The organism is Flavobacterium luteum (assembly GCF_008806775.1).
GTDB classification, from domain to species: domain Bacteria; phylum Bacteroidota; class Bacteroidia; order Flavobacteriales; family Flavobacteriaceae; genus Flavobacterium; species Flavobacterium luteum.
Map to the genome: position 1 here is coordinate 613642 of NZ_WAEM01000002.1, position 20310 is coordinate 633951.

The following is a 20310-nucleotide window of genomic DNA, read 5'->3' on the forward strand; positions in this document are numbered from 1 at the left end:
TTTTTGTCGCATAGAATCAATCTAAATAAAATGAAACACCTATTTTTTTATCTCCTATTATTTAATGTATTTTCAATTACCGCTCAAGAAGTCCAAAACCAAACTAATGATACTACGAGAATACTGAAGCCCGTATATATTATTTCTAAACAACAAAGTCCAGAAAGAATGCCAGAAACAAAAGACAATATCTTGTTTTCTGGAAAAAAAAATGAGGTGCTAAAACTCTCTAACATCAATGGAAACTTAACCAATAATAATGCTCGTGAAATTTTTGCAAGAATTCCTGGTGTAACCGTTTGGGAAAATGAAGGTTCTGGTTTACAAATAAATGTAGGAGTTCGTGGTTTGAGTCCAAACAGAAGCTGGGAATTAAATACCCGCCAAAATGGAATAGACATTTCTGCAGATGTGTTTGGTTACCCAGAAGCCTATTATAACCCACCTTTGGAAGCAGTCGAAACCATTCAAATGATTCGTGGTGGTGCTTCATTGCAATTTGGTCCACAATTTGGAGGTATGCTAAACTATGTATTAAAAAGAGAAAAAGAACAGCCTTTCACCTTCGAAACTCAAAATACAGTAGGGAGTTATGGCTTGTTAAGCTCTTTTAATGCTATTGGCGGAAAATATAAAAAATGGTCGTATTATTTCTACAATCATTCGCGAAGCGCAAAAGGTTGGAGAGAAAATAACCGATTTGAATCTAGGAATACTCACGCTTTTATTGAATATCGTTTTTCTGAAAAAACAAAAATTTCAGCTGAGTACACCAATTCTGATTATGAGATGCAACAACCAGGCGGCTTGACTGATGCTCAATTTAAAGCCAATTCGAGACAATCCAATCGAGAAAGAAACTGGTTTGGAGTGCCGTGGAATATTTTTTCGGTGAATTTTGACACTAAAGTAAATGCGAATTTTGATGTAAATATAAAAGCATTCGGATTGATTGGCGAACGAAATAGTGTAGGTTTTACAAGTGCTGCGAATGTTGAAGATGTAATAAATACAACCACAAATCAGTATTCAAACAGAAGACTAGACAGTGATGAATATAAAAATCTTGGTGTAGAAAACAGAAATATTTACCGTTATCAATTAGGGAAAACCAAACAAAACCTTGCTTTTGGGGCACGTTTGTATCAAGCAAAAACAAATCGTTTTCAAAATGCGAATGGTTCAACAGACACAAATTTTAATATGTCTCCTGAAGGAAGATATCAAAAAGATTTACAGTTTACTACAAAAAACATTGCTCTTTTTGCTGAAAATCAATTCAAGATTACTGATAAATTTAGTATAACTCCAGGAATTCGTTACGAACACATTACCTCAACTGCTGATGGAAGAATTGATATTGCCGAAGGAAAAGATGTTAATTTTGATCAGCAAACTCGAGTTAGAAATAAACCTCTTTTGGGTGTAGGTTTTGAATACAAATGGAAGCAAACTAACCTTTATGCTAATGTATCCCAAGCCTTTCGACCAGTATTATTCAGCGATTTAACTCCTGGTGTCATAGTGGATGTAATAGATCCAAATTTAAAAGATGCAAGTGGATATAATGCCGATTTTGGTTACCGTGGTATTTATAAAGGCTTTTTAAACTTTGATGTTGGACTTTTCTATTTGAGTTATAACAATCGAGTTGGAGGCTTAACACAATTTATTAATAATAACGATCCAACTCAGGGAACTTATTTGTTTAGAACCAATTTAGGGGAAACTCGTAACAAAGGAATTGAAAGCTTTTTTGATTTGAATATTACTAAAATGGTTGGTATTGAAAAACCTTATGGTAACTTAGATATTTTTGCATCGATGTCATTTATAGACAGTCGTTATGTCGATTTTACAACTTCTTCATTATCAAAAACTAACCTAGCAGGAAATAGAGTAGAAAATGCCCCTAGATACATTCATAACTTTGGTTTATCGTGGGGGAACACTAATTTTTCGGCAACGGTACAATACAAAATCTCTGGACGAATTTTTACAGACGCCAACAATACTGTTGCTCCTTCAACAAATGCGCAAACAGGAATTTTAGACGGATATGAAATCATGGATTTTTCGTCTGAATATAAATTCTTAAAACACTATAATGTTCGCAGCGGAGTTAATAATTTATTAAATAAAGATTATGCCACAAGACGCGCGGGAGGATATCCTGGCCCAGGTATATTACCCGGTGAAGGAAGGACTTTTTATATTTCGATAGGCGCTAAGTTTTAATAATAAAATCATAAAAGGTTCTCTAATTATGGAGAACCTTTTTACATTTGTACCATGAGCTTTCAAGAAATAGTAGTTTTTATTATCGTTGGGTTTGCACTGGCTTACCTAATTAGAAAGTTTATTTGGAAACCAAAATCAAATAAAAATTGCGGGAATGACGATTGTGGTTGTCATTAAACTAGCTTTACAAAAAGATTATTTGCAATTTTATTAGAAATAGTAACCTCTTTTTCATCCACCTTTATTTTTAATGAAAAATCGAAATCTTCTTTAGTAAGAATTTCAATTTGTGTACCTAAAGCAATTTGATTCTTATCTAAATATTTCAAAAATTCCTTTGAAGAATCTTTAACGCCTACACAAATTCCAGATTGATTAAAGCCTAATTCTGAAAGTAATAATTTCTCTGTTTTAATAATTTTTCCATAAGCGTCCGGAATTGGATCACCATGAGGGTCTTCTGTAGGGTTTCCAAGAAAATTATCCAATTTATTAATCAACTTTTCTGATTTAATATGTTCTAATTGTTCTGCGATATCGTGTACCTCATCCCAAGGAAAATCTAACTTCTCTACTAAAAAAACTTCCCAAAGACGATGCTTTCTAACAATCATTTTTGCCAAAAGCCTTCCGTTTGCTGTTAGTGAAACTCCTTGGTATTTTTTATAATGCACCAAATCTTTTTCGGCAAGTTTCTTTAACATATCCGTTACTGATGAAGCTTTAGTTGCCATCATTTCAGCAATAGCGTTTGTACTGACTTCTTGATCTGAAAATGCAGTTAAATGAAAAATGGTTTTAAGATAATTTTCTTCGGAAAAAGTCATGATATTTCTTTTGAACTAAAATAATAAGTGATTTGTAAAAAGTTAAATCTTTACAATAAATAATGGAATTTTAATTTTATGTCTTACATTATCTACAGTTGTCCCAAAAATCAAATCATTTAAGCCAGTATGTCCATGTGTCCCCATAACTAAAACATCAAATTCGCCTGAATTAATTATAGCAGGAATCACTTTGTTTGGTTTTCCAAAGCCCAATTTTGTTGTCACTTTAAATCCTTTTTCAGACAACATTTTTTCATACTCTAACAATAATGTTTCGTCAATTAACGTTTCGTGATCTTCAATGTTTTCTCCATACATTATAGCACCAACAGTTTCTACAACATGAATTAAAGTGTAATTTGCTTCTAATCCTCCAAGTTCAAAAGCATTGTTTAATGCAATTTCATCGGCAGTAGAAAAATCTACACTAACTGCAATGTTTTTTTTGTTGTAATTGCCAGATTTTGAAAATTGTAATTTTAAACTGTGGGGAGAATGATTTTGAATATCGATTTTTGATTTAGAAACAAAGGGTTGAAAAACGATATACAACAATAAAATTAAAAACCCTATTGCTAATGGAACTACAGTAAACCATAAAACCATTGGGTTATTAGAAGATTCTAACCAGCCTTTTATTTCGTCAAAAACTAATTTTGCATTTAACGAAACTATAATCGAAGCTATAATCCATGCTGCTATTTGTGTCACCACACTTATATGGAAGCCTTTCATTTTAGACTTATCACTTACAAAGTGTATCAACGGAATTATAGCAAATCCTAACTGTAAACTCAAAATAACTTGACTTAAAATCAACAATTTACCAGTAACGCTTTCGCCAAAAACAGAAATTACAATTACAGCAGGCACAATAGCTATTAATCGGGTAATGATTCGTCTTACCCATGGTTGAATTCTTAAATTCAAATACCCCTCCATAATAATCTGACCTGCCAAAGTTCCTGTTATAGTAGAACTTTGCCCTGCTGCAATTAATGCAACTGCAAACAATATTGGAGCCCATTTACTACCCAATAAAGGTTCAAGAAACCGATGAGCATCCTGAATTTCAGCTACCTCAAACATCCCGTTCTTGTAGAATGTTGCAGCGGCTAATATTAAAATAGCAGCATTAACAAAAAAGGCCAAATTCAATGCAATGGTAGAATCAATAAAATTATATTTTATAGCTTGTTTAATTCCCGCTTTACTTCTATCAAATTTTCTCGTTTGTACCAAAGAAGAATGCAGATACAAATTATGAGGCATTACAGTTGCGCCGATTATTCCTATTGCGATATACAATGCAGTTTCGTTAGGCATAGAAGGAATTAAACCGTAAATTACTTTCCCCATTTCTGGTTGTGCAAAAATCATTTCAAAAATGAATGAAATACCAATAATTGTAACTAAAGCTATAATAAATGCTTCCATTTTTCGAATTCCTTTATTAATTAGGAATAACAATAGAAAAGTGTCTAAAACAGTAATCAAAACACCTTCTATTAAAGGAATTCCAAATAATAAATTTAATCCAATCGCCATTCCTAATACTTCGGCCAAATCGCAAGCTGCAATAGCAATTTCGGCAAGAAAATAAAGAATATAATTAATAGGTTTAGAGTAGGTTTCTCTTGATGCTTGAGCTAAATCACGTTGGGTTACAATTCCTAGTCTTGCACTAAAACTTTGCAAAAGTAACGCCATAATATTGCTCATTAATAAAACCCATAATAATGCATAACCAAACTGACTTCCTCCAGCAATATCGGTTGCCCAGTTTCCTGGATCCATATAACCAACACTTATTAAATATGCTGGACCAAAAAAAGCTAATATCCTTCTAAATACTGAAGTTTTATTTTGTGTAGAAACCGATTGGTTTACTTCTTCTAATGATTTACTCATAAATTCTATTTTTTCTGAAAACAAATATAAATAAATATTTGATTAGAGTAAATAATTTTTTAGCTTTGTCTAAAAAGCGTCATGAAAATTTCAATCTCATTTTTACTTTTACTTATTTCTCTTGTTGGATACACTCAAAATATTGAGCCAATTCAGGCTGATAGGCCCGATCAAACTGAGACTCCTGCCATTGTACCTACAGGAATGTTTCAAGTAGAAACTGGATTCACTTTTCAAAAAAACGACAAAAAAAGCACCCTTTTTTCACTTCCAACAACATTATGGAAATATGGTGTTAACGAAAATTTCGAGTTGCGATTGATTACGGAATTTATTTCAGAAAAAAACAATATTTCAAAATCAAACGGTTTTAATCCAATATATATTGGATTCAAAGTGAAATTAACTAATGAAAAAGGAATCATACCAAAAACATCTTTTATATCGCACATTTCATTACCAAATGTGGCTTCGAACAAATATAAAACCGATTTCTATGCACCTGAATTTAGGTTTGTAATGCAACATACTCTAAACGAGAAATTATCATTAAGTTATAATTTAGGCGCTGAATGGGATGGCTTTACTCCTGAACCAACTTTTATTTATACACTTACAACTGGTTATTCTATTTCAGACAAATTAGGCTCCTACATTGAATTGTTTGGGTTTGGCCCACAAAATGACAAAGCCAACCATAGTTTTGACGGCGGACTTACGTATTTGATTAACAATAATTTTATGTTAGATTTGTCTTCTGGAGTAGGCATTACAAATAATGCACCAGATTATTATACCGCAATTGGTTTTTCATTTAGAATTTAATATGCAACATTATCATTACATTTTCACGGGTTCTGGATTATCAGCACTAATGACTGTTTATGAAATGATAGTTTCTGGAAAATTTAAGGATAAAACCATTTTACTTTTAGATGCAGATCAAAAAAAAACCAACGACAGAACATGGTGTTTTTGGGATGATGGTGATTTATTTGAGCCTATCACATCAAAAAAATGGGATGCTGCTCTTTTTGCCAATAAATCCTTTACTCGTAAATTAAAAATACAACCCTATCAATATAAAATGATTGAAGGTTTGGATTTATACAATCATATTTTTAAAATTATTTCAAAACAAGAAAACATTCATTTCATACAGGAACGAGTACTGAATTATGAAGATTTAGGCAATCAATGTATAGTGAAAACAATAAATAAAAGTTATTCTTGCGACAAAATTTTCAATTCTATTTTCAATCCTGAACTTGTAAAAAGACAAACGAAATATCCTTTATTACAACAACATTTTATTGGTTGGTTTATCAAATCTAAAGAAGAAGTTTTTAATCCAAATTTGGCTACTTTCATGGATTTTTCTATCGAACAAAAAGGAAATACACGATTTATGTATGTTTTGCCAACCTCAACAACCGAAGCATTGCTTGAATATACGCTGTTTTCTGCTGATTTATTGCCAAAACAGGAATACGAAACCGAAATTCAAAACTATATTCAAAAACTTGGAATTACCGACTATGAAATCATTGCAAAAGAACAAGGTAATATACCCATGACATCCTACCCTTTTTGGAAACACAATACTAACAACCTCATTAACATTGGTTCGGCCGGTGGTTGGACCAAATCTAGTACAGGTTTTACTTTTAAAAATACAGTAAAAAAATCAAAACAATTGGTTCTATTTCTTGAAAAAAAAACTGATTTTAGAAAATTCTACAAAAAGGATAAATTTTGGTTCTATGATATGCTTTTTATTGATGTCCTTTTCAAAAATAATTCGCTAGGTTCAAGTATTTTTTCCTCTTTATTTCAAAAAGGAAATCCTGTTTTAATTTTTAATTTTCTAGACGAAGAAACCTCTTTTTTAGAAGATTTTAGAGTAATGCTTAAATGTCCAACTGTTCCTTTTACGAAAGCATTATTTGAACGAATGTTTCGATTTTAGTTTTCTTTATCAAACAATAACAAATCTTTATGGTTTATATTTAAGTGACAACTTAAAAACTTTGTAACTTTGCGACTCATTAACTTTGAATCTTAAAAATATGTATCCAGAAGAAATGGTAAAACCAATGCGAGCAGAACTTTCTGTAGCTGGTTTTCAAGATTTATATAACGCAGAAGCGGTAGAAAAAGCAATTAATTCAGAAGGAACAACACTTGTGGTTGTAAATTCGGTTTGTGGTTGCGCAGCCAGAAATGCTCGTCCAGGAGCAAAAATGAGTTTAGATGGTGCTAAAAAACCAGACCATTTAGTTACTGTTTTTGCGGGTGTAGATAAAGATGCTGTTGATGCAGCTCGCCAACACATGTTTCCTTTTCCTCCATCATCGCCAAGTATGGCTTTGTTTAAAAATGGCGAATTGGTTCACATGCTTGAACGCCACCACATTGAAGGCCGTCCAGCTGAAATGATTGCTGAAAATTTGAAAGACGCTTACGCAGAATTCTGTTAATTAATCAGAATAAATTTATTTAAACCATTAAGTGAGTTAAAGAAATTAAGTGAAAAACTTAATAAAACTTAACTGCCTTAATGGTTTATTTTTTTAAATTTGCACTCGAATTCTTCCATTTAGAACTCACAACATATTTCTGAACTGACGCACTAAAGTGCGCCGCTAAACACGTTTATAGCATGCAACTGTATAACACCTTAAGCGCAGAAGAAAGAGCCGATCTTATAAACCAAGCTGGCGAACAGCGACTTACGTTGTCTTTCTATGCGTATGCCAAAATTAAAGACCCAAAACAATTTCGCGACGATTTATTTATAGCTTGGAATGCTTTAGATGCATTAGGCAGAATTTACGTTGCACACGAAGGAATTAATGCTCAAATGAGTATTCCAGCCCAAAATATCGATGCTTTTAGAGAAACATTAGAAACTTATGAGTTCATGAAAGGCATTCGCTTAAATGTTGCGGTAGAACATGATGACCATTCTTTCTTAAAACTAACCATAAAAGTCCGTGAAAAAATTGTAGCCGACGGTTTAAACGACGAAACTTTTGATGTAACAAATATTGGAGTACACTTAAAAGCAAAGGAGTTTAATGCAATTTTAGAAGATTCAAATACCATTGTAGTTGATTTTAGAAACCATTACGAAAGTGAAGTTGGTCATTTTAAAGGCGCCATAACTCCCGATGTAGAAACTTTTAGAGAGAGCTTACCCATCATCAACGAGCAATTAAAAGATTTTAAAGAAGATAAAAATCTAGTGATGTATTGCACTGGTGGAATTCGATGTGAAAAAGCTTCGGCTTATTTTAAACATCAGGGTTTTAAAAATGTGTTTCAGCTGGAAGGCGGAATTATCAATTATGCCAAACAAATTCATGAAGAAGGTTTGGAAAGCAAATTCATTGGTAAAAATTTCGTTTTCGACCATCGTCTTGGCGAAAGAATTACCAATGATATCGTATCGCAATGCCATCAATGTGGAAAACCTTGTGACAACCACACGAATTGCGAAAATGAGGGTTGCCATTTATTATTCATACAATGTGATGATTGCAAATTAGCGATGGAGAATTGCTGCTCTTCAGAATGTCAAGAAACCATTCACTTATCATTAGTTGACCAAGTAAAATTACGTAGTGGTATTAAAAACGGCAATAAAATTTTCAGAAAAGGAAAATCGGATAAGCTATTATTTAAACATTCCGGAGAACTATCAGATACATCATTGGCATTAGCAAATTCTCTCCAAGTCAATTTAGAAAAACATGAGCCTAAAGATATTCGCAAGAAAATTTCCATTAAGAAAATATTAGTCGGTAAGGGGGAACACTACTATCCAAAACCACAAGTAGCTTTGTTTTCTATAGAAAATCATGAACTAAAAATTGGTGATAGCCTTTTAATTTCAGGACCAACGACAGGAAATCAAGAGATAATTTTAGAAAAAATGCTTGTTAACGGTAGTGATTCTGAAACTGCAAAAACAGGAGATAAAGTAACTTTTTATTTGCCATTTAGAATTAGATTATCTGATAAATTGTATAAAATCCTAAATTAATTCAATTAAAAATAGAAAATAATTTCAATTAACCTATTCTAGCCGTACACCTTGTTTTTCTTTTTTGAAAAAATCTAAAATCTTTACTATCTTTACCAATTAAACGTTTAAGAACTTAAATTGTGTTTATCACAATACTACATATATAATTATGGCATGTACAAGTTGTTCAACTTCTGATGGTGGCGCACCTAAGGGTTGTAAAAATAATGGGACTTGCGGCACCGATAGCTGCAATAAATTAACGGTTTTCGATTGGTTAGCAAATATGAGTCTCCCAACAGGAGAAGCCCCTTTTGATTGTGTTGAAGTACGCTTTAAAAACGGAAGAAAAGAATTTTATAGAAATACCGAAAAGCTAACATTAAGTATTGGCGATATTGTTGCCACTGTGGCTTCACCTGGTCATGATATTGGCATTGTTACATTAACTGGTGAATTAGTAAAAATTCAAATGAAGAAAAAAGGAATCAATCATGCAAGCAATGAAATTCCTAAAATTTACCGAAAAGCTTCTCAAAAAGATATAGATATTTGGTCAACAGCTAGAGATCGAGAAGAACCTATGAAGGTTCGAGCTCGTGAATTGGCAATTGCTCAAAAATTAGAAATGAAAATTTCAGATATCGAGTTTCAAGGAGACGGATCAAAAGCTACTTTTTATTATACCGCTAATGATCGAATTGATTTTCGTCTTTTAATTAAAGATTTTGCTAAAGAATTCAACACTAGAGTCGAAATGAAACAGGTGGGCTTTCGTCAAGAAGCAGCAAGATTAGGCGGTATTGGTTCTTGCGGCAGAGAATTGTGTTGTTCTACTTGGCTTACTGATTTTAGAAGTGTAAATACATCTGCGGCGCGGTACCAACAATTGTCTTTAAATCCTCAAAAATTAGCTGGACAATGTGGTAAATTAAAATGTTGTTTGAATTATGAATTAGATACTTATATGGATGCGCTTCAAGGATTTCCTGATTTTGAAACCAAATTAGTCACCGAAAAAGGAGATGCTATTTGTCAAAAACAAGATATTTTTAAGGGCTTAATGTGGTTTGCTTACACCAATGATTTTGCAAATTGGCATGTCCTTAAAATAGAACAAGTACGAGAAATTATTGCTGAAAATAAACTTAAAAATAAAATTTCTTCACTTGAAGATTATGCCTTAGAAATTGTTGCAGAGCCTGAAAAACATTTTAATAATGCTATGGGTCAAGAGAGTTTAACTCGTTTCGATCAGCCTAAGAAAAAGAAACGTCCCAACAAAAACAAAAAACCAGCTATTCAAAATGCAACATTTGGAGCGAGTAAACCTGATGGGGGGGGGAACTCAACTGACAATAAAATCAGACCGGCCAGTAACAAAATAGTTCCTAATCACAACAAAATAATACCTGCTAATAAAAATGAACCTGAAAAGTAGACTTCTGTTTTTTGTCTTAACAATTCTCTTTTATTCCTGTGATAAAAAAAGAGTTTTTGACGAATATAAATCGGTTGGAAAAGGTTGGAACAAAGATAGCATTGTGAGTTTTGATTTGCCAAAAATGGATGTTTCAAAATCCTACAATTTATTCTTAAATGTTAGATGTAATAACGATTATCCATTTAATAATTTGTTTTTAATTGTTTCTCTAGAACAACCTAATAAAATAACTAAAGTCGATACTTTAGAATATCAAATGTCTGATGTTGATGGAACATTGCTCGGAAACGGTTTTACTGATATTAAAGAAAGTAAACTGTATTATAAAGAAAAAATGAAGTTCGTAAAAGGAGATTATAAAGTACATATAAAACAAGCTGTTAGACAAACAGGTAAAATTCAAGGAATAGAAACTTTAAACGGTATAACAGAAGTAGGTTTTAGAATAGAAAAATTAGATTAAAAACTGTATGGCTACTACAAAAAACAACAATCAAATTAAAGACATTAACTACTATAAAAAGAAATTTTGGAAAATTTTCTTTTACAGTTTAGGAGGACTTTTTCTGTTTTTTATACTTGCTTCTTGGGGACTTTTTGGCTCAATGCCTTCTTTTGAAGATTTAGAAAATCCCGATTCTAATTTAGCAACAGAAGTTATCTCTACAGATGGGGTAACTATCGGAAAATTTTATAACGAAAACAGAACTCAAATAAAATACAACGATTTGCCAAAACATCTCGTAGATGCTCTGGTTTCAACAGAAGACGAGCGTTTTTATGAACACTCCGGAATTGACGGAAGACGCACCCTTGGAGCAGCGTTACGTTTAGGGACCAACGGAGGCGCAAGTACTTTAACACAACAATTGGCTAAATTATTATTTCATGGTGAAGGCTCACGATTTCTTCCACTTCGAATGATTCAAAAAGCAAAAGAATGGATAATCGCCATAAAATTAGAGCGACAATATACTAAAAATGAAATCATCGCCATGTATCTAAACAAAGCCGATTTTGTGAACACAGCCGTTGGAATTCGCTCAGCTGCAAAAGTATATTTCGGAAAAGAACCTAGAAATTTATCTATCGAAGAAGGCGCTATGCTCATAGGCATGCTTACCAATCCTTCATTATTTAATCCTGTTAGAAGACCAGAAAGAGTTCAAAAACGAAGAAATATTGTTCTTGGTCAAATGGTAAGAAATGGGTTTCTGGAAGAGTCCGATAAGTTAGCATTAGAAAAAAAACCTATTGTTTTACATTTTCATCCTGAAAGTCATATTGATGGAATAGGAACCTATTTTCGTGAATACCTCAGAGATTTTATGAAAAACTGGGTAAAAGAAAATAAAAAATCCGACGGCTCTGATTATGACATTTATCGAGACGGTTTAAAAATTCATACCACTATCGATTCTAGAATGCAATTGTATGCAGAAGAAGCAGTAACCGATCATCTAAAAAACTTACAAATTGAATTAGATAATCAACATAAAAACAGTAAAAATGCTCCTTTCGTAAATATTTCTGAAGCTGAGACAAAAAAATTGTTGCTAAAAGCAATGAAATCTTCTGAAAGATGGCGCGTTCTAAAAACAAAAGATTTAAGTGATGAAGAAATAATTAAATCATTTGATGTAAAAACAAAAATGACTGTCTTTACTTGGAAAGGAGAAAGAGATACCATAATGACTCCAACCGATTCTATTCGTTATTACAAAGGATTTTTACAATCTGGCGTTATGGCAATGGAGCCACAAACGGGTCATGTAAAAGCTTGGGTAGGAGGAATAAATTACAAATATTTTCAATACGATCACGTAGGTCAAGGCGCACGACAAGTAGGCTCTACGTTTAAACCATTTGTATATGCTACAGCAATAGAACAATTAAACATGTCTCCTTGTGATTCAATTATAGACAGTCCTTTTATGATTCACAAAGGGCGTCATCATGTTACTGAAGATTGGGAGCCTAAAAATTCTGACAATAAATACCGCGGAATGGTTACCCTGAAAAAAGCTTTAGCCAATTCCATAAATACGGTATCAGCAAAACTTATAGACAAAGTTGGGCCAGAAGCTGTTGTAGAATTAACACAAAAATTAGGAGTAAATTCTGAAATTCCTGTTCAACCTTCTATTGCTTTAGGAGCAGTAGAAATTACAGTTCAGGATATGGTTGCTGCATACAGCACTTTTGCAAATGAAGGAGTGTATATTAAGCCTCAGTTTATTACCAAAATTGAAGACAAAAATGGAGTTGTTATTTACGAACCCATACCAGAATCTCATGATGTATTAAATAAAGATATTGCATTTGCCGTTATCAAATTATTAGAAGGTGTTACCGAAGGTGGTTCAGGTTCACGATTAAGAACAGAAGGCGGAGGAGCTGGTGACAATCGTTGGACAGGTTATCCGTACTCGTTTACAAACGCAATTGCAGGAAAAACAGGAACAACTCAAAACCAATCTGATGGATGGTTTATGGGAATGGTACCAAACCTTGTCACTGGAGTATGGGTAGGTTGCGAAGATCGATCAGCCCGATTCAAAACAATAACTTATGGACAAGGAGCGACTGCTGCTTTGCCTATTTGGGGAATTTTTATGAAGAAATGTTATGCTGATTCCTCACTTAACGTTTCTAAAAGCGATTTCGAAAGACCCGCAAATCTTTCTATAAAAGTTGATTGTTGGGCTCCCGTAAAAGACACTACTGATTTTGAGCAAAATACCGATGAGTTCGAATTATAATTTAATTATTTGAAGCTATTCCAGCTGTTCGCTAAATCTTTTTCATGCTAAAGAAGCAAGAAAAAGGATATCGCTGCCATCTGGGCTAAAAAACTCAAAATGATACCAAAAAAAGTTAATACGGTTCAGGAAGCTCTTAACGGAATTGAAAATGGTATGACTATTATGTTCGGCGGTTTTGGTCTATGCGGAATTCCAGAAAATAGCATCGCTGAACTTGTAAAAAAAGAAACCAATAATTTAACCTGTATTTCCAACAATGCTGGTATAGACGATTTTGGACTTGGTTTGCTACTCCAAAAAAAACAAATCAAGAAAATGATTTCTTCCTATGTTGGAGAAAATGCCGAATTTGAGCGCCAAATGCTTTCCGGCGAACTCGAAGTAAATTTAATACCACAAGGAACATTGGCTGAACGTTGTCGAGCTGCACAAGCAGGAATTCCTGCATTCTTTACCCCTGCTGGTTTCGGTACCGAAGTAGCTACTGGAAAAGAAACCCGAGAATTTAACGGTAAAATGCACATTATGGAGCATGCCTTCAAAGCTGATTTTGCCATTGTAAAAGCTTGGAAAGGCGACACGGCAGGAAATTTAATTTTTAAAGGAACTGCTAGAAACTTCAACCCTTGTATGTGCGGTGCTGCTAAAATAACCATTGCTGAAGTAGAAGAACTTGTTGAAGCCGGTACTCTTGACCCTAATCAGGTAAATATTCCCGGTATACTAGTCCAACGTATTTTTCAAGGAGAAAAATATGAAAAGAGAATTGAGCAACGAACAGTACGGAAAAAATAGTATTCCGTGTTCAGTGAAAGTTTAAAGTTTAAAAACAAAACTACTATAATCTTACATTAATATAGGATTCAAAAGATAATAGCTTGTAGACAGTTTGATTTATTAAAACTTAATTTATCTTAAATTTCTTAATGGTTTAAAAATATTTTTATGCTAACAAAAGAACAAATCGCAAAACGAATCGCCCAAGAAGTCAAAGACAAATACTTTGTAAATCTCGGAATTGGCATCCCAACTCTTGTTGCTAATTTTATCCCAAAAGGAATTGACGTCGAATTTCAAAGCGAAAACGGTGTGCTTGGAATGGGCCCGTTTCCATTTGAGGGAGAAGAAGATGCCGATGTTATAAACGCAGGAAAACAGACGATAACAACACTTCCTGGAGCCTCTTTTTTTGATTCAGCAACAAGTTTTGGAATGATTCGAGGGCAACATGTCGACTTAACTATTCTTGGTGCTATGGAAGTCTCTGAAAATGGCGATATTGCCAACTGGAAAATCCCAGGAAAAATGGTCAAAGGCATGGGCGGTGCAATGGATTTAGTGGCATCTGCTGAGAATATTATTGTAGCTATGATGCACGTCAATAAAGTAGGTGAATCTAAAATTTTAAAAAAATGTACGTTACCGTTAACTGGAGTTGGGTGCGTAAAAAAAGTAGTAACCGAACTAGCCGTTTTAGAAATCACTCCAAAAGGTTTCAAATTATTAGAACGTGCCCCTGGAGTTTCTGTTGAACATATTATTGCATCAACTGAAGCTAATTTAATTATTGAGGGTGAAATTCCTGAAATGGTTATCGATTAAGATAATCCAATAAAACTTCCGAAGCATTTCCGAAAGTATTCCCTTTCTGAATGATGCTAACCGCTCGTTTTTTATTCAATTTATAGGTCAAATCAAATTCCGTGGTAAATAAAATTGCCGACATAAATGGATTATTGATGTATTGTACCAAAACATCTTTTGTATTATCAATAGAATGAATTTCAACTTGTTCCTCTTGTTGGAATTTGAATTTGAGTTCCATTTTCAAAATACCTTCTTCAACAACTGGGCGAACATAAATATTCATCAAATCTGTATTTCCAATAGTTTTTGCTAAAGTTAATTTGGCAAAAGTTCCATCTTCTAGACTCAATTTAACTTTGGTATAAAATTCGAAAAAAGATTCTTGAAAAAACATACAATTTTTTTAAACCGCAGATTCGCAAATTTTATAATTAATCTGCGAATCTGCTGTTAGTTTTTAAGTTATAAATTAGCAAAAAAGTCATTCCCTTTATCATCGGTAATAATAAAAGCAGGAAAATCTTTTACAGTTATTTTTCGAACAGCTTCCATTCCGAGTTCTTCAAAATCAACTACTTCCACTTTTAAGATATTGTCTTGAGCTAAAATTGCTGCTGGTCCTCCAATGGACCCTAAATAGAAACCACCATAGGTTTTACAAGCATTCATTACTTCTTTGGTGCGATTTCCTTTAGCCAACATAATCATACTTCCACCTGCTTTTTGAAATTCTTCAACATAAACGTCCATTCTTCCCGCAGTAGTAGGTCCAAAACTTCCAGAAGCCATTCCTTCGGGAGTTTTTGCTGGTCCTGCATAATATATCGGATGGTTTTTGAAATAATCAGGCATTGGTTTTCCTGCATCTAATAATTCTTTGATTTTAGCATGTGCAATATCTCTCGCTACGATTAGAGTCCCGTTTAATTTCAAACGCGTTTTAATTGGATATTTTGATAATTCTGCTAAAATTTCTGCCATAGGACGATTCAAATCTACCTCAACTGCTGCTTCTAAATGTGGAGGAACTTTAGGTAAAAACTGTTGAGGATTTACTTCTAATTGCTCTAAAAAAACACCGTCTTTAGTGATTTTTCCTTTGATATTTCTATCGGCAGAACACGAAACACCTAATCCAACCGGACAAGAGGCAGCATGTCGTGGCAAACGAATGACACGTACATCATGTGCAAAATATTTACCACCAAATTGGGCTCCAATAGCACTTTCCTGACAATACAACAATACTTTTTTCTCCCATTCTATATCTCGAAAAGCCTGACCTGCCATGTTACCAGAAGTAGGTAAATGATCAAAATAACCTGCTGACGCTTTTTTTACAGCGGCTAAATTGGCTTCGGCAGATGTGCCTCCAATTACCAAAGCTAAATGGTAAGGCGGACAAGCTGAAGTTCCTAAATCTTTAATTTTATCTCGAACAAATTCCTCCATTGATTTATCATTCAACAACGATTTTGTTTTTTGATACAAGAATGTTTTATTAGCTGAACCTCCTCCTTTTGTTAAAAATAAAAACTCATATGAATTTCCTTTTTTGGCATAAATATCAATTTGCGCAGGTAAATTTGAACCCGAATTTTTTTCCTCAAACATTGAAATAGGAACAATTTGAGAATACCGTAAGTTTTTATTTTGAAACGTATTAAAAATTCCTTTCGACAACCACTCGGCATCATCTACTCCTGTGTATACATTTTCGCCTTTTTTGGCCATAACAATCGCTGTTCCTGTATCTTGACAGGATGGTAACTGACCTTCTACCGCTACTGATGCATTTTGCAGTAAGTTATAGGCCACAAATCGATCATTATCTGTAGCTTCAGGATCGTTTAAAATGTTGTTAAGCTTTTGTAAATGGGCTGTTCTAAGCATAAAAGAGACATCGTTCATTGCCTCTTGCGCTAGTAATTCTAATCCTTTTGGATCTACAGTTAAAATTTCTCTTTCGCCTAATTTTTCAACTGAAACGTAATCCGAAGATAGTTTTTTATATTGCGTATCGTCTTTTAAAATCGGATACGGATCTTGGTATATAAAGTCCATTTTTGATGTGTTTTTAAGGAAGTTCAAATATAAGAATTGTAGAAAGAACTAAACCTGATTTGTATCAAATTATGGTTTAGAATTGTTATAAATTGATAAGAAAAATGATATTATTTATTAAACGAAAAAAGAAGAAATGTTAAAACCAATAAAATGATAAATCCTAAACTCGAATTATCGTCTTTAACAACTTCATCCATAGATTTTGTGCCAAAATAAAATAACCATTTGGTAATATTTCCCAAGAAATGACAAATTAATCTAGCTTCTAACATAATATTTTATCTTAAAAAAACCATCCTGCCACCAAAATTGCGGTAATTACACAAATCACATCAACAAGTAGCATGGTCCCTAATGCATAACGAGTGTTTTTAATATTAACGGAACCAAAGTAAACTGCAATTACATAAAAGGTACTTTCGGCACTACATTGAAAAATACTGCTTAGCCTTCCCGTCATCGAATCGGCACCAAAAGTATTCATAGAATCTATCAAAAACCCTCTTGATCCTGCAGAACTAAATGGTCTAAGAAGAGCCACTGGCAAAGCATCAGTGATTTCTTTACTCACGCCTATATTAGAGAAACCAAAAGAAATCCAGTGGCTTATGATTTCAAATAAACCACTATTTCTAAATAAAGAAATGGCCACTAACATACCCAAAACATAAGGAAAAATAGTGACTCCTGTTTTTACACCATTATTAGCTCCTACAACAAAAGTTTCATAAACAGTAGTTTTGGCTTCTGTAAATTTCTTTTCTTTAATAAAGGAAAAAATTAAGGTGAAACCTATAATCACTACTAATATTAAAGAAGAAAGATTAGAGGTAAAGTAGTTTTTGCCAATTAAATCCAAATGGTTTACATACATTAACAAACCAACGATTGCTGCAATTAATACCATCAACACTATTACTAAAGAGGCACTTTTAAAATTAATTTTTTGCTTAATCCCTACAATAAGAAAAGCAGCAATAGTTCCAATAAATGAGGTAATGATACAAGGTAGCATTACATCGGCTGGATTAGTTGCATTGGCAGCAGCTCGATAGCCTATGATTGAAGTTGCAATTAAAGTTAGCCCTGAAGCATGCAAGCACATAAACATAATTTGGGCATCACTCGCTTTGTCTTTTTCCGGATTTATAGTTTGTAAACTCTCCATCGCTTTTAATCCAAATGGCGTTGCAGCTGAATCTAAGCCTAAAAAATTGGCAGCAAAATTTAAGGTCATGTACGAAATAGACGGGTGGTTTTTGGGAATGCTAGGAAATACTTTTACAAACACTGGGCTCAATACTTTAGCTAATTTTCCAGAGGCTCCGGAAATAATTAAGAGTTCCATCAAACCACAGAAAAAGGCCAAATATGCCATTAATGGTAAAATTAAATCAATCAAGGTGGCTTTACATGTTGGCAAAAGCCCATCTGATTTTTGAACGCCGCTAAATATTTTTACTGTTTTATTTTTAAAAACATAAGTTGTATCGGCATTTATAGTATCTCGGTTTACGACCATCGTTTGGTCTGGAGCTTTTTTAATGCTGTCTTTAATGAATGCTGGAACTTCGTAAATATATTTTTCGGAAAGTAAAATAGGATCGTCTTTTTTTCCGTTTAATACATAGTCGATTGTATAGCTGTTGCCAAAGAACAAATTAAAAACTACAAACACAATTGAAGAAATAAAAATAGCGAGCCAAAATCTACTGAGAACCATGATTAGTTTTTTTTGTAAATGTAATAAAAACCTAAAAAAAATAATCAAGATTTTTCTACAATATCAGTTTCGCTTTTTAAAGGATAACAACAAAAAGCTACACGAGAGATAGGATTATAAACCGTTAAGTTTAATAATTAAAAGCTTAAATTCGAGTATTTTTTGGAATAATTCAGAACGAATCTTATTAATATGCTTCAGCCACAAAGAGACGTATATAAACAATCATGTTCAATTCTAATTTTTCGTTTTCTCAATATACTTTTATATTGAAAAATAATCGAAACGAAGGAAAATTATAATCAAAAAATAAAGTCAAATGGTGAGTACAAATATATTTTATTTTTAAGGGGTAAATACATTCCAATTTGCTCCGTCACTCAAAACGATGCATGATCTTAAACCATTTCCATTTGCATGGTCATTTGAATTCTGACTATCATACATATATAACTGATTGCTACTATTAGCGTATGAATTCGCAAAATAAAACTTTACTCCTGTTCCCTCCATTGTAATTTTTGCAGTACTTGAGCTTATATTTCTAATAAAATATACTCTACCAGGAAATGATATTGGATTTGGTAATTTAAACTCTTGATCTGTAGCGGTAGGATTTACAGAAATATAAACACCATTATTTATTAATGTTACTGAACTACTACCAACTAAAGAAACTGTTTTTACAGATAAATTACCATTAATATCCAATGTGCTTAAAGGTAAAACTGTATTTATCCCAACCTGACCATTTGATATATTTATAAAAAAAATTGCTATTATAAAGTATATTTTTTTCATAATTGTAAATGATATTTGGTTTTTACTAATTTTAACATAGCAAACATAGATTTTTTTTATCAAAACAAAAACTTTACATCATTCGAAATCGTTTTCGTGTTAAAAACTTTTTAAAATTCTACAAAAATAAAATTTATATAACATGTAAATCCTTAAGGACTGTCTATTAGTTTATTGAAGAAGATATAAATTATACGTGAATAATTTCTTCTTCAATCAACAACTCTTCTCTTCGTAATCGCAAGAAAATTTGAGCTACAGCAATAGTGTCTTTCTCACAATACGTTACAATGCGGTCAATATCTTTTTCTACATAAAAAACATGACCTACTTGACTGCCATCGATATCGCCTTTTGGAGAAGGAATTCCAAGAATTTTAGTTAGTAATTTAAGAGAAGTAAAATGCTTGTAATCGCCAAATTTCCATAATTCTAAAGTGTCTAAATGTGGGATTTCCCATGGTTTTTTGCCAAATAAATTCAGCTTGTTTGGAATAGCGATTTGATTAATAATCATTCGACGAGCAATGAACGGAATGTCAAATTCCTTAGCATTATGCCCGCACAAAACATGCTGTGGCTGATTGAAGTGATTGTTTAAAAGATTGATGAAATCATGAAGTATTTTCTTTTCATCACCAAAAAAAGACGTCACTCTAAAATTTCTAATATCACCTTTCAAAGTAAAATAACCTACCGAAATACAGACAATTTTACCAAATTCGGCCCAAATTCCAGCTCTTTCATAAAATTCCTCGCCTGAAAAATCCTCTTTGCGTTGGTATTGGGTTTTAAGTTCCCAAAGTTGTTTCATTTCAGCATCAAGCGAATTGAAATTTTCTTCTTCTGGTACGGTTTCAATATCTAAAAAAAGAATGTTATCTAATCGGATTTTTTCTATCATGGTTTAG

19 protein-coding genes are annotated in these 20310 nt (G+C 32.9%); 11 read left to right on the plus strand and 8 right to left on the minus strand.

Going from position 1 to position 20310, the window contains the following annotated elements; translation table 11 throughout:
- Positions 1–30 precede the first annotated feature (30 nt).
- Together F6464_RS06480 and F6464_RS06485 are read left to right on the plus strand one after the other, a co-directional pair.
- On the plus strand, positions 31–2238 hold the full coding sequence (locus tag F6464_RS06480) for a TonB-dependent receptor family protein (protein WP_151106980.1): 2208 nt from the start codon (positions 31–33) through the stop codon (positions 2236–2238).
- Positions 2239–2292: 54 nt separating this feature from the next.
- A complete protein-coding gene (locus tag F6464_RS06485; protein WP_151106981.1) occupies positions 2293–2418 on the plus strand; it encodes a FeoB-associated Cys-rich membrane protein in 126 nt (41 codons plus the stop codon).
- On the opposite strand, the gene F6464_RS06490 is transcribed toward F6464_RS06485, so the two are convergent.
- Together F6464_RS06490 and F6464_RS06495 are read right to left on the minus strand one after the other, a co-directional pair.
- Positions 2415–3068, minus strand: coding sequence for a metal-dependent transcriptional regulator (locus tag F6464_RS06490; RefSeq protein ID WP_151106982.1), 654 nt, complete (start codon positions 3066–3068; stop codon positions 2415–2417). The genes F6464_RS06485 and F6464_RS06490 overlap by 4 nt on opposite strands.
- Before the next feature lie 42 nt (positions 3069–3110).
- The gene (locus F6464_RS06495) at positions 3111–4982 is read right to left on the minus strand and encodes an Nramp family divalent metal transporter (protein ID WP_151106983.1); all 1872 of its coding nucleotides are present in this window, start codon (positions 4980–4982) and stop codon (positions 3111–3113) included.
- A gap of 81 nt (positions 4983–5063) precedes the next feature.
- On the opposite strand from F6464_RS06495, the gene F6464_RS06500 reads away from it, so the two are divergent.
- The 9 genes from F6464_RS06500 (at position 5064) to F6464_RS06540 (ending at position 14823) form a co-directional block, all read left to right on the plus strand.
- The gene (locus F6464_RS06500) at positions 5064–5807 is read left to right on the plus strand and encodes a transporter (protein ID WP_151106984.1); all 744 of its coding nucleotides are present in this window, start codon (positions 5064–5066) and stop codon (positions 5805–5807) included.
- Positions 5761–6951, plus strand: coding sequence for a lycopene cyclase family protein (locus tag F6464_RS06505; RefSeq protein WP_225318035.1), 1191 nt, complete (start codon positions 5761–5763; stop codon positions 6949–6951). Before F6464_RS06500 ends, F6464_RS06505 begins: the two co-directional genes overlap by 47 nt.
- 100 nt (positions 6952–7051) lie before the next feature.
- Positions 7052–7462: a BrxA/BrxB family bacilliredoxin gene (locus tag F6464_RS06510; RefSeq protein ID WP_151106985.1), complete on the plus strand. Its 411-nt coding sequence runs from the start codon at positions 7052–7054 to the stop codon at positions 7460–7462.
- A gap of 182 nt (positions 7463–7644) precedes the next feature.
- Complete coding sequence (trhO, locus tag F6464_RS06515) at positions 7645–9030, plus strand: oxygen-dependent tRNA uridine(34) hydroxylase TrhO (protein ID WP_151106986.1); 1386 nt, start codon at positions 7645–7647, stop codon at positions 9028–9030.
- Between the two features lie 151 nt (positions 9031–9181).
- Complete coding sequence (locus tag F6464_RS06520; protein WP_151106987.1) at positions 9182–10453, plus strand: PSP1 domain-containing protein; 1272 nt, start codon at positions 9182–9184, stop codon at positions 10451–10453.
- Positions 10437–10919, plus strand: a complete 483-nt coding sequence (locus tag F6464_RS06525) for a gliding motility lipoprotein GldH (protein WP_151106988.1) — start codon at positions 10437–10439, stop codon at positions 10917–10919. The genes F6464_RS06520 and F6464_RS06525 overlap by 17 nt, the downstream gene beginning before the upstream one ends.
- Positions 10920–10926: 7 nt before the next feature.
- Positions 10927–13218: a penicillin-binding protein 1A gene (locus F6464_RS06530; RefSeq protein WP_151106989.1), complete on the plus strand. Its 2292-nt coding sequence runs from the start codon at positions 10927–10929 to the stop codon at positions 13216–13218.
- Between the two features lie 99 nt (positions 13219–13317).
- A complete protein-coding gene (locus tag F6464_RS06535; protein ID WP_151106990.1) occupies positions 13318–14016 on the plus strand; it encodes a CoA transferase subunit A in 699 nt (232 codons plus the stop codon).
- 150 nt (positions 14017–14166) lie between these two features.
- The gene (locus F6464_RS06540) at positions 14167–14823 is read left to right on the plus strand and encodes a CoA transferase subunit B (RefSeq protein WP_151106991.1); all 657 of its coding nucleotides are present in this window, start codon (positions 14167–14169) and stop codon (positions 14821–14823) included.
- Here F6464_RS06540 and F6464_RS06545 read toward each other — a convergent pair.
- From F6464_RS06545 to F6464_RS06565, 6 genes are all read right to left on the minus strand, one after another.
- Positions 14813–15202, minus strand: coding sequence for a hypothetical protein (locus tag F6464_RS06545; RefSeq protein ID WP_151106992.1), 390 nt, complete (start codon positions 15200–15202; stop codon positions 14813–14815). The genes F6464_RS06540 and F6464_RS06545 overlap by 11 nt on opposite strands.
- Positions 15203–15270: 68 nt before the next feature.
- The gene (locus tag F6464_RS06550) at positions 15271–16872 is read right to left on the minus strand and encodes a fumarate hydratase (protein WP_151106993.1); all 1602 of its coding nucleotides are present in this window, start codon (positions 16870–16872) and stop codon (positions 15271–15273) included.
- A 110-nt stretch (positions 16873–16982) separates the two neighbouring features.
- Positions 16983–17147 (minus strand): hypothetical protein, encoded by a 165-nt coding sequence (locus F6464_RS14485; protein WP_191963331.1) that lies wholly within the window; start codon positions 17145–17147, stop codon positions 16983–16985.
- An 11-nt stretch (positions 17148–17158) separates the two neighbouring features.
- Positions 17159–18598, minus strand: a complete 1440-nt coding sequence (locus F6464_RS06555) for a nucleoside recognition domain-containing protein (protein WP_151106994.1) — start codon at positions 18596–18598, stop codon at positions 17159–17161.
- 345 nt (positions 18599–18943) lie between these two features.
- Complete coding sequence (locus F6464_RS06560; RefSeq protein ID WP_151106995.1) at positions 18944–19399, minus strand: hypothetical protein; 456 nt, start codon at positions 19397–19399, stop codon at positions 18944–18946.
- A 190-nt stretch (positions 19400–19589) separates the two neighbouring features.
- Complete coding sequence (locus F6464_RS06565) at positions 19590–20303, minus strand: 3'-5' exonuclease (protein WP_151106996.1); 714 nt, start codon at positions 20301–20303, stop codon at positions 19590–19592.
- Positions 20304–20310: the final 7 nt, after the last annotated feature.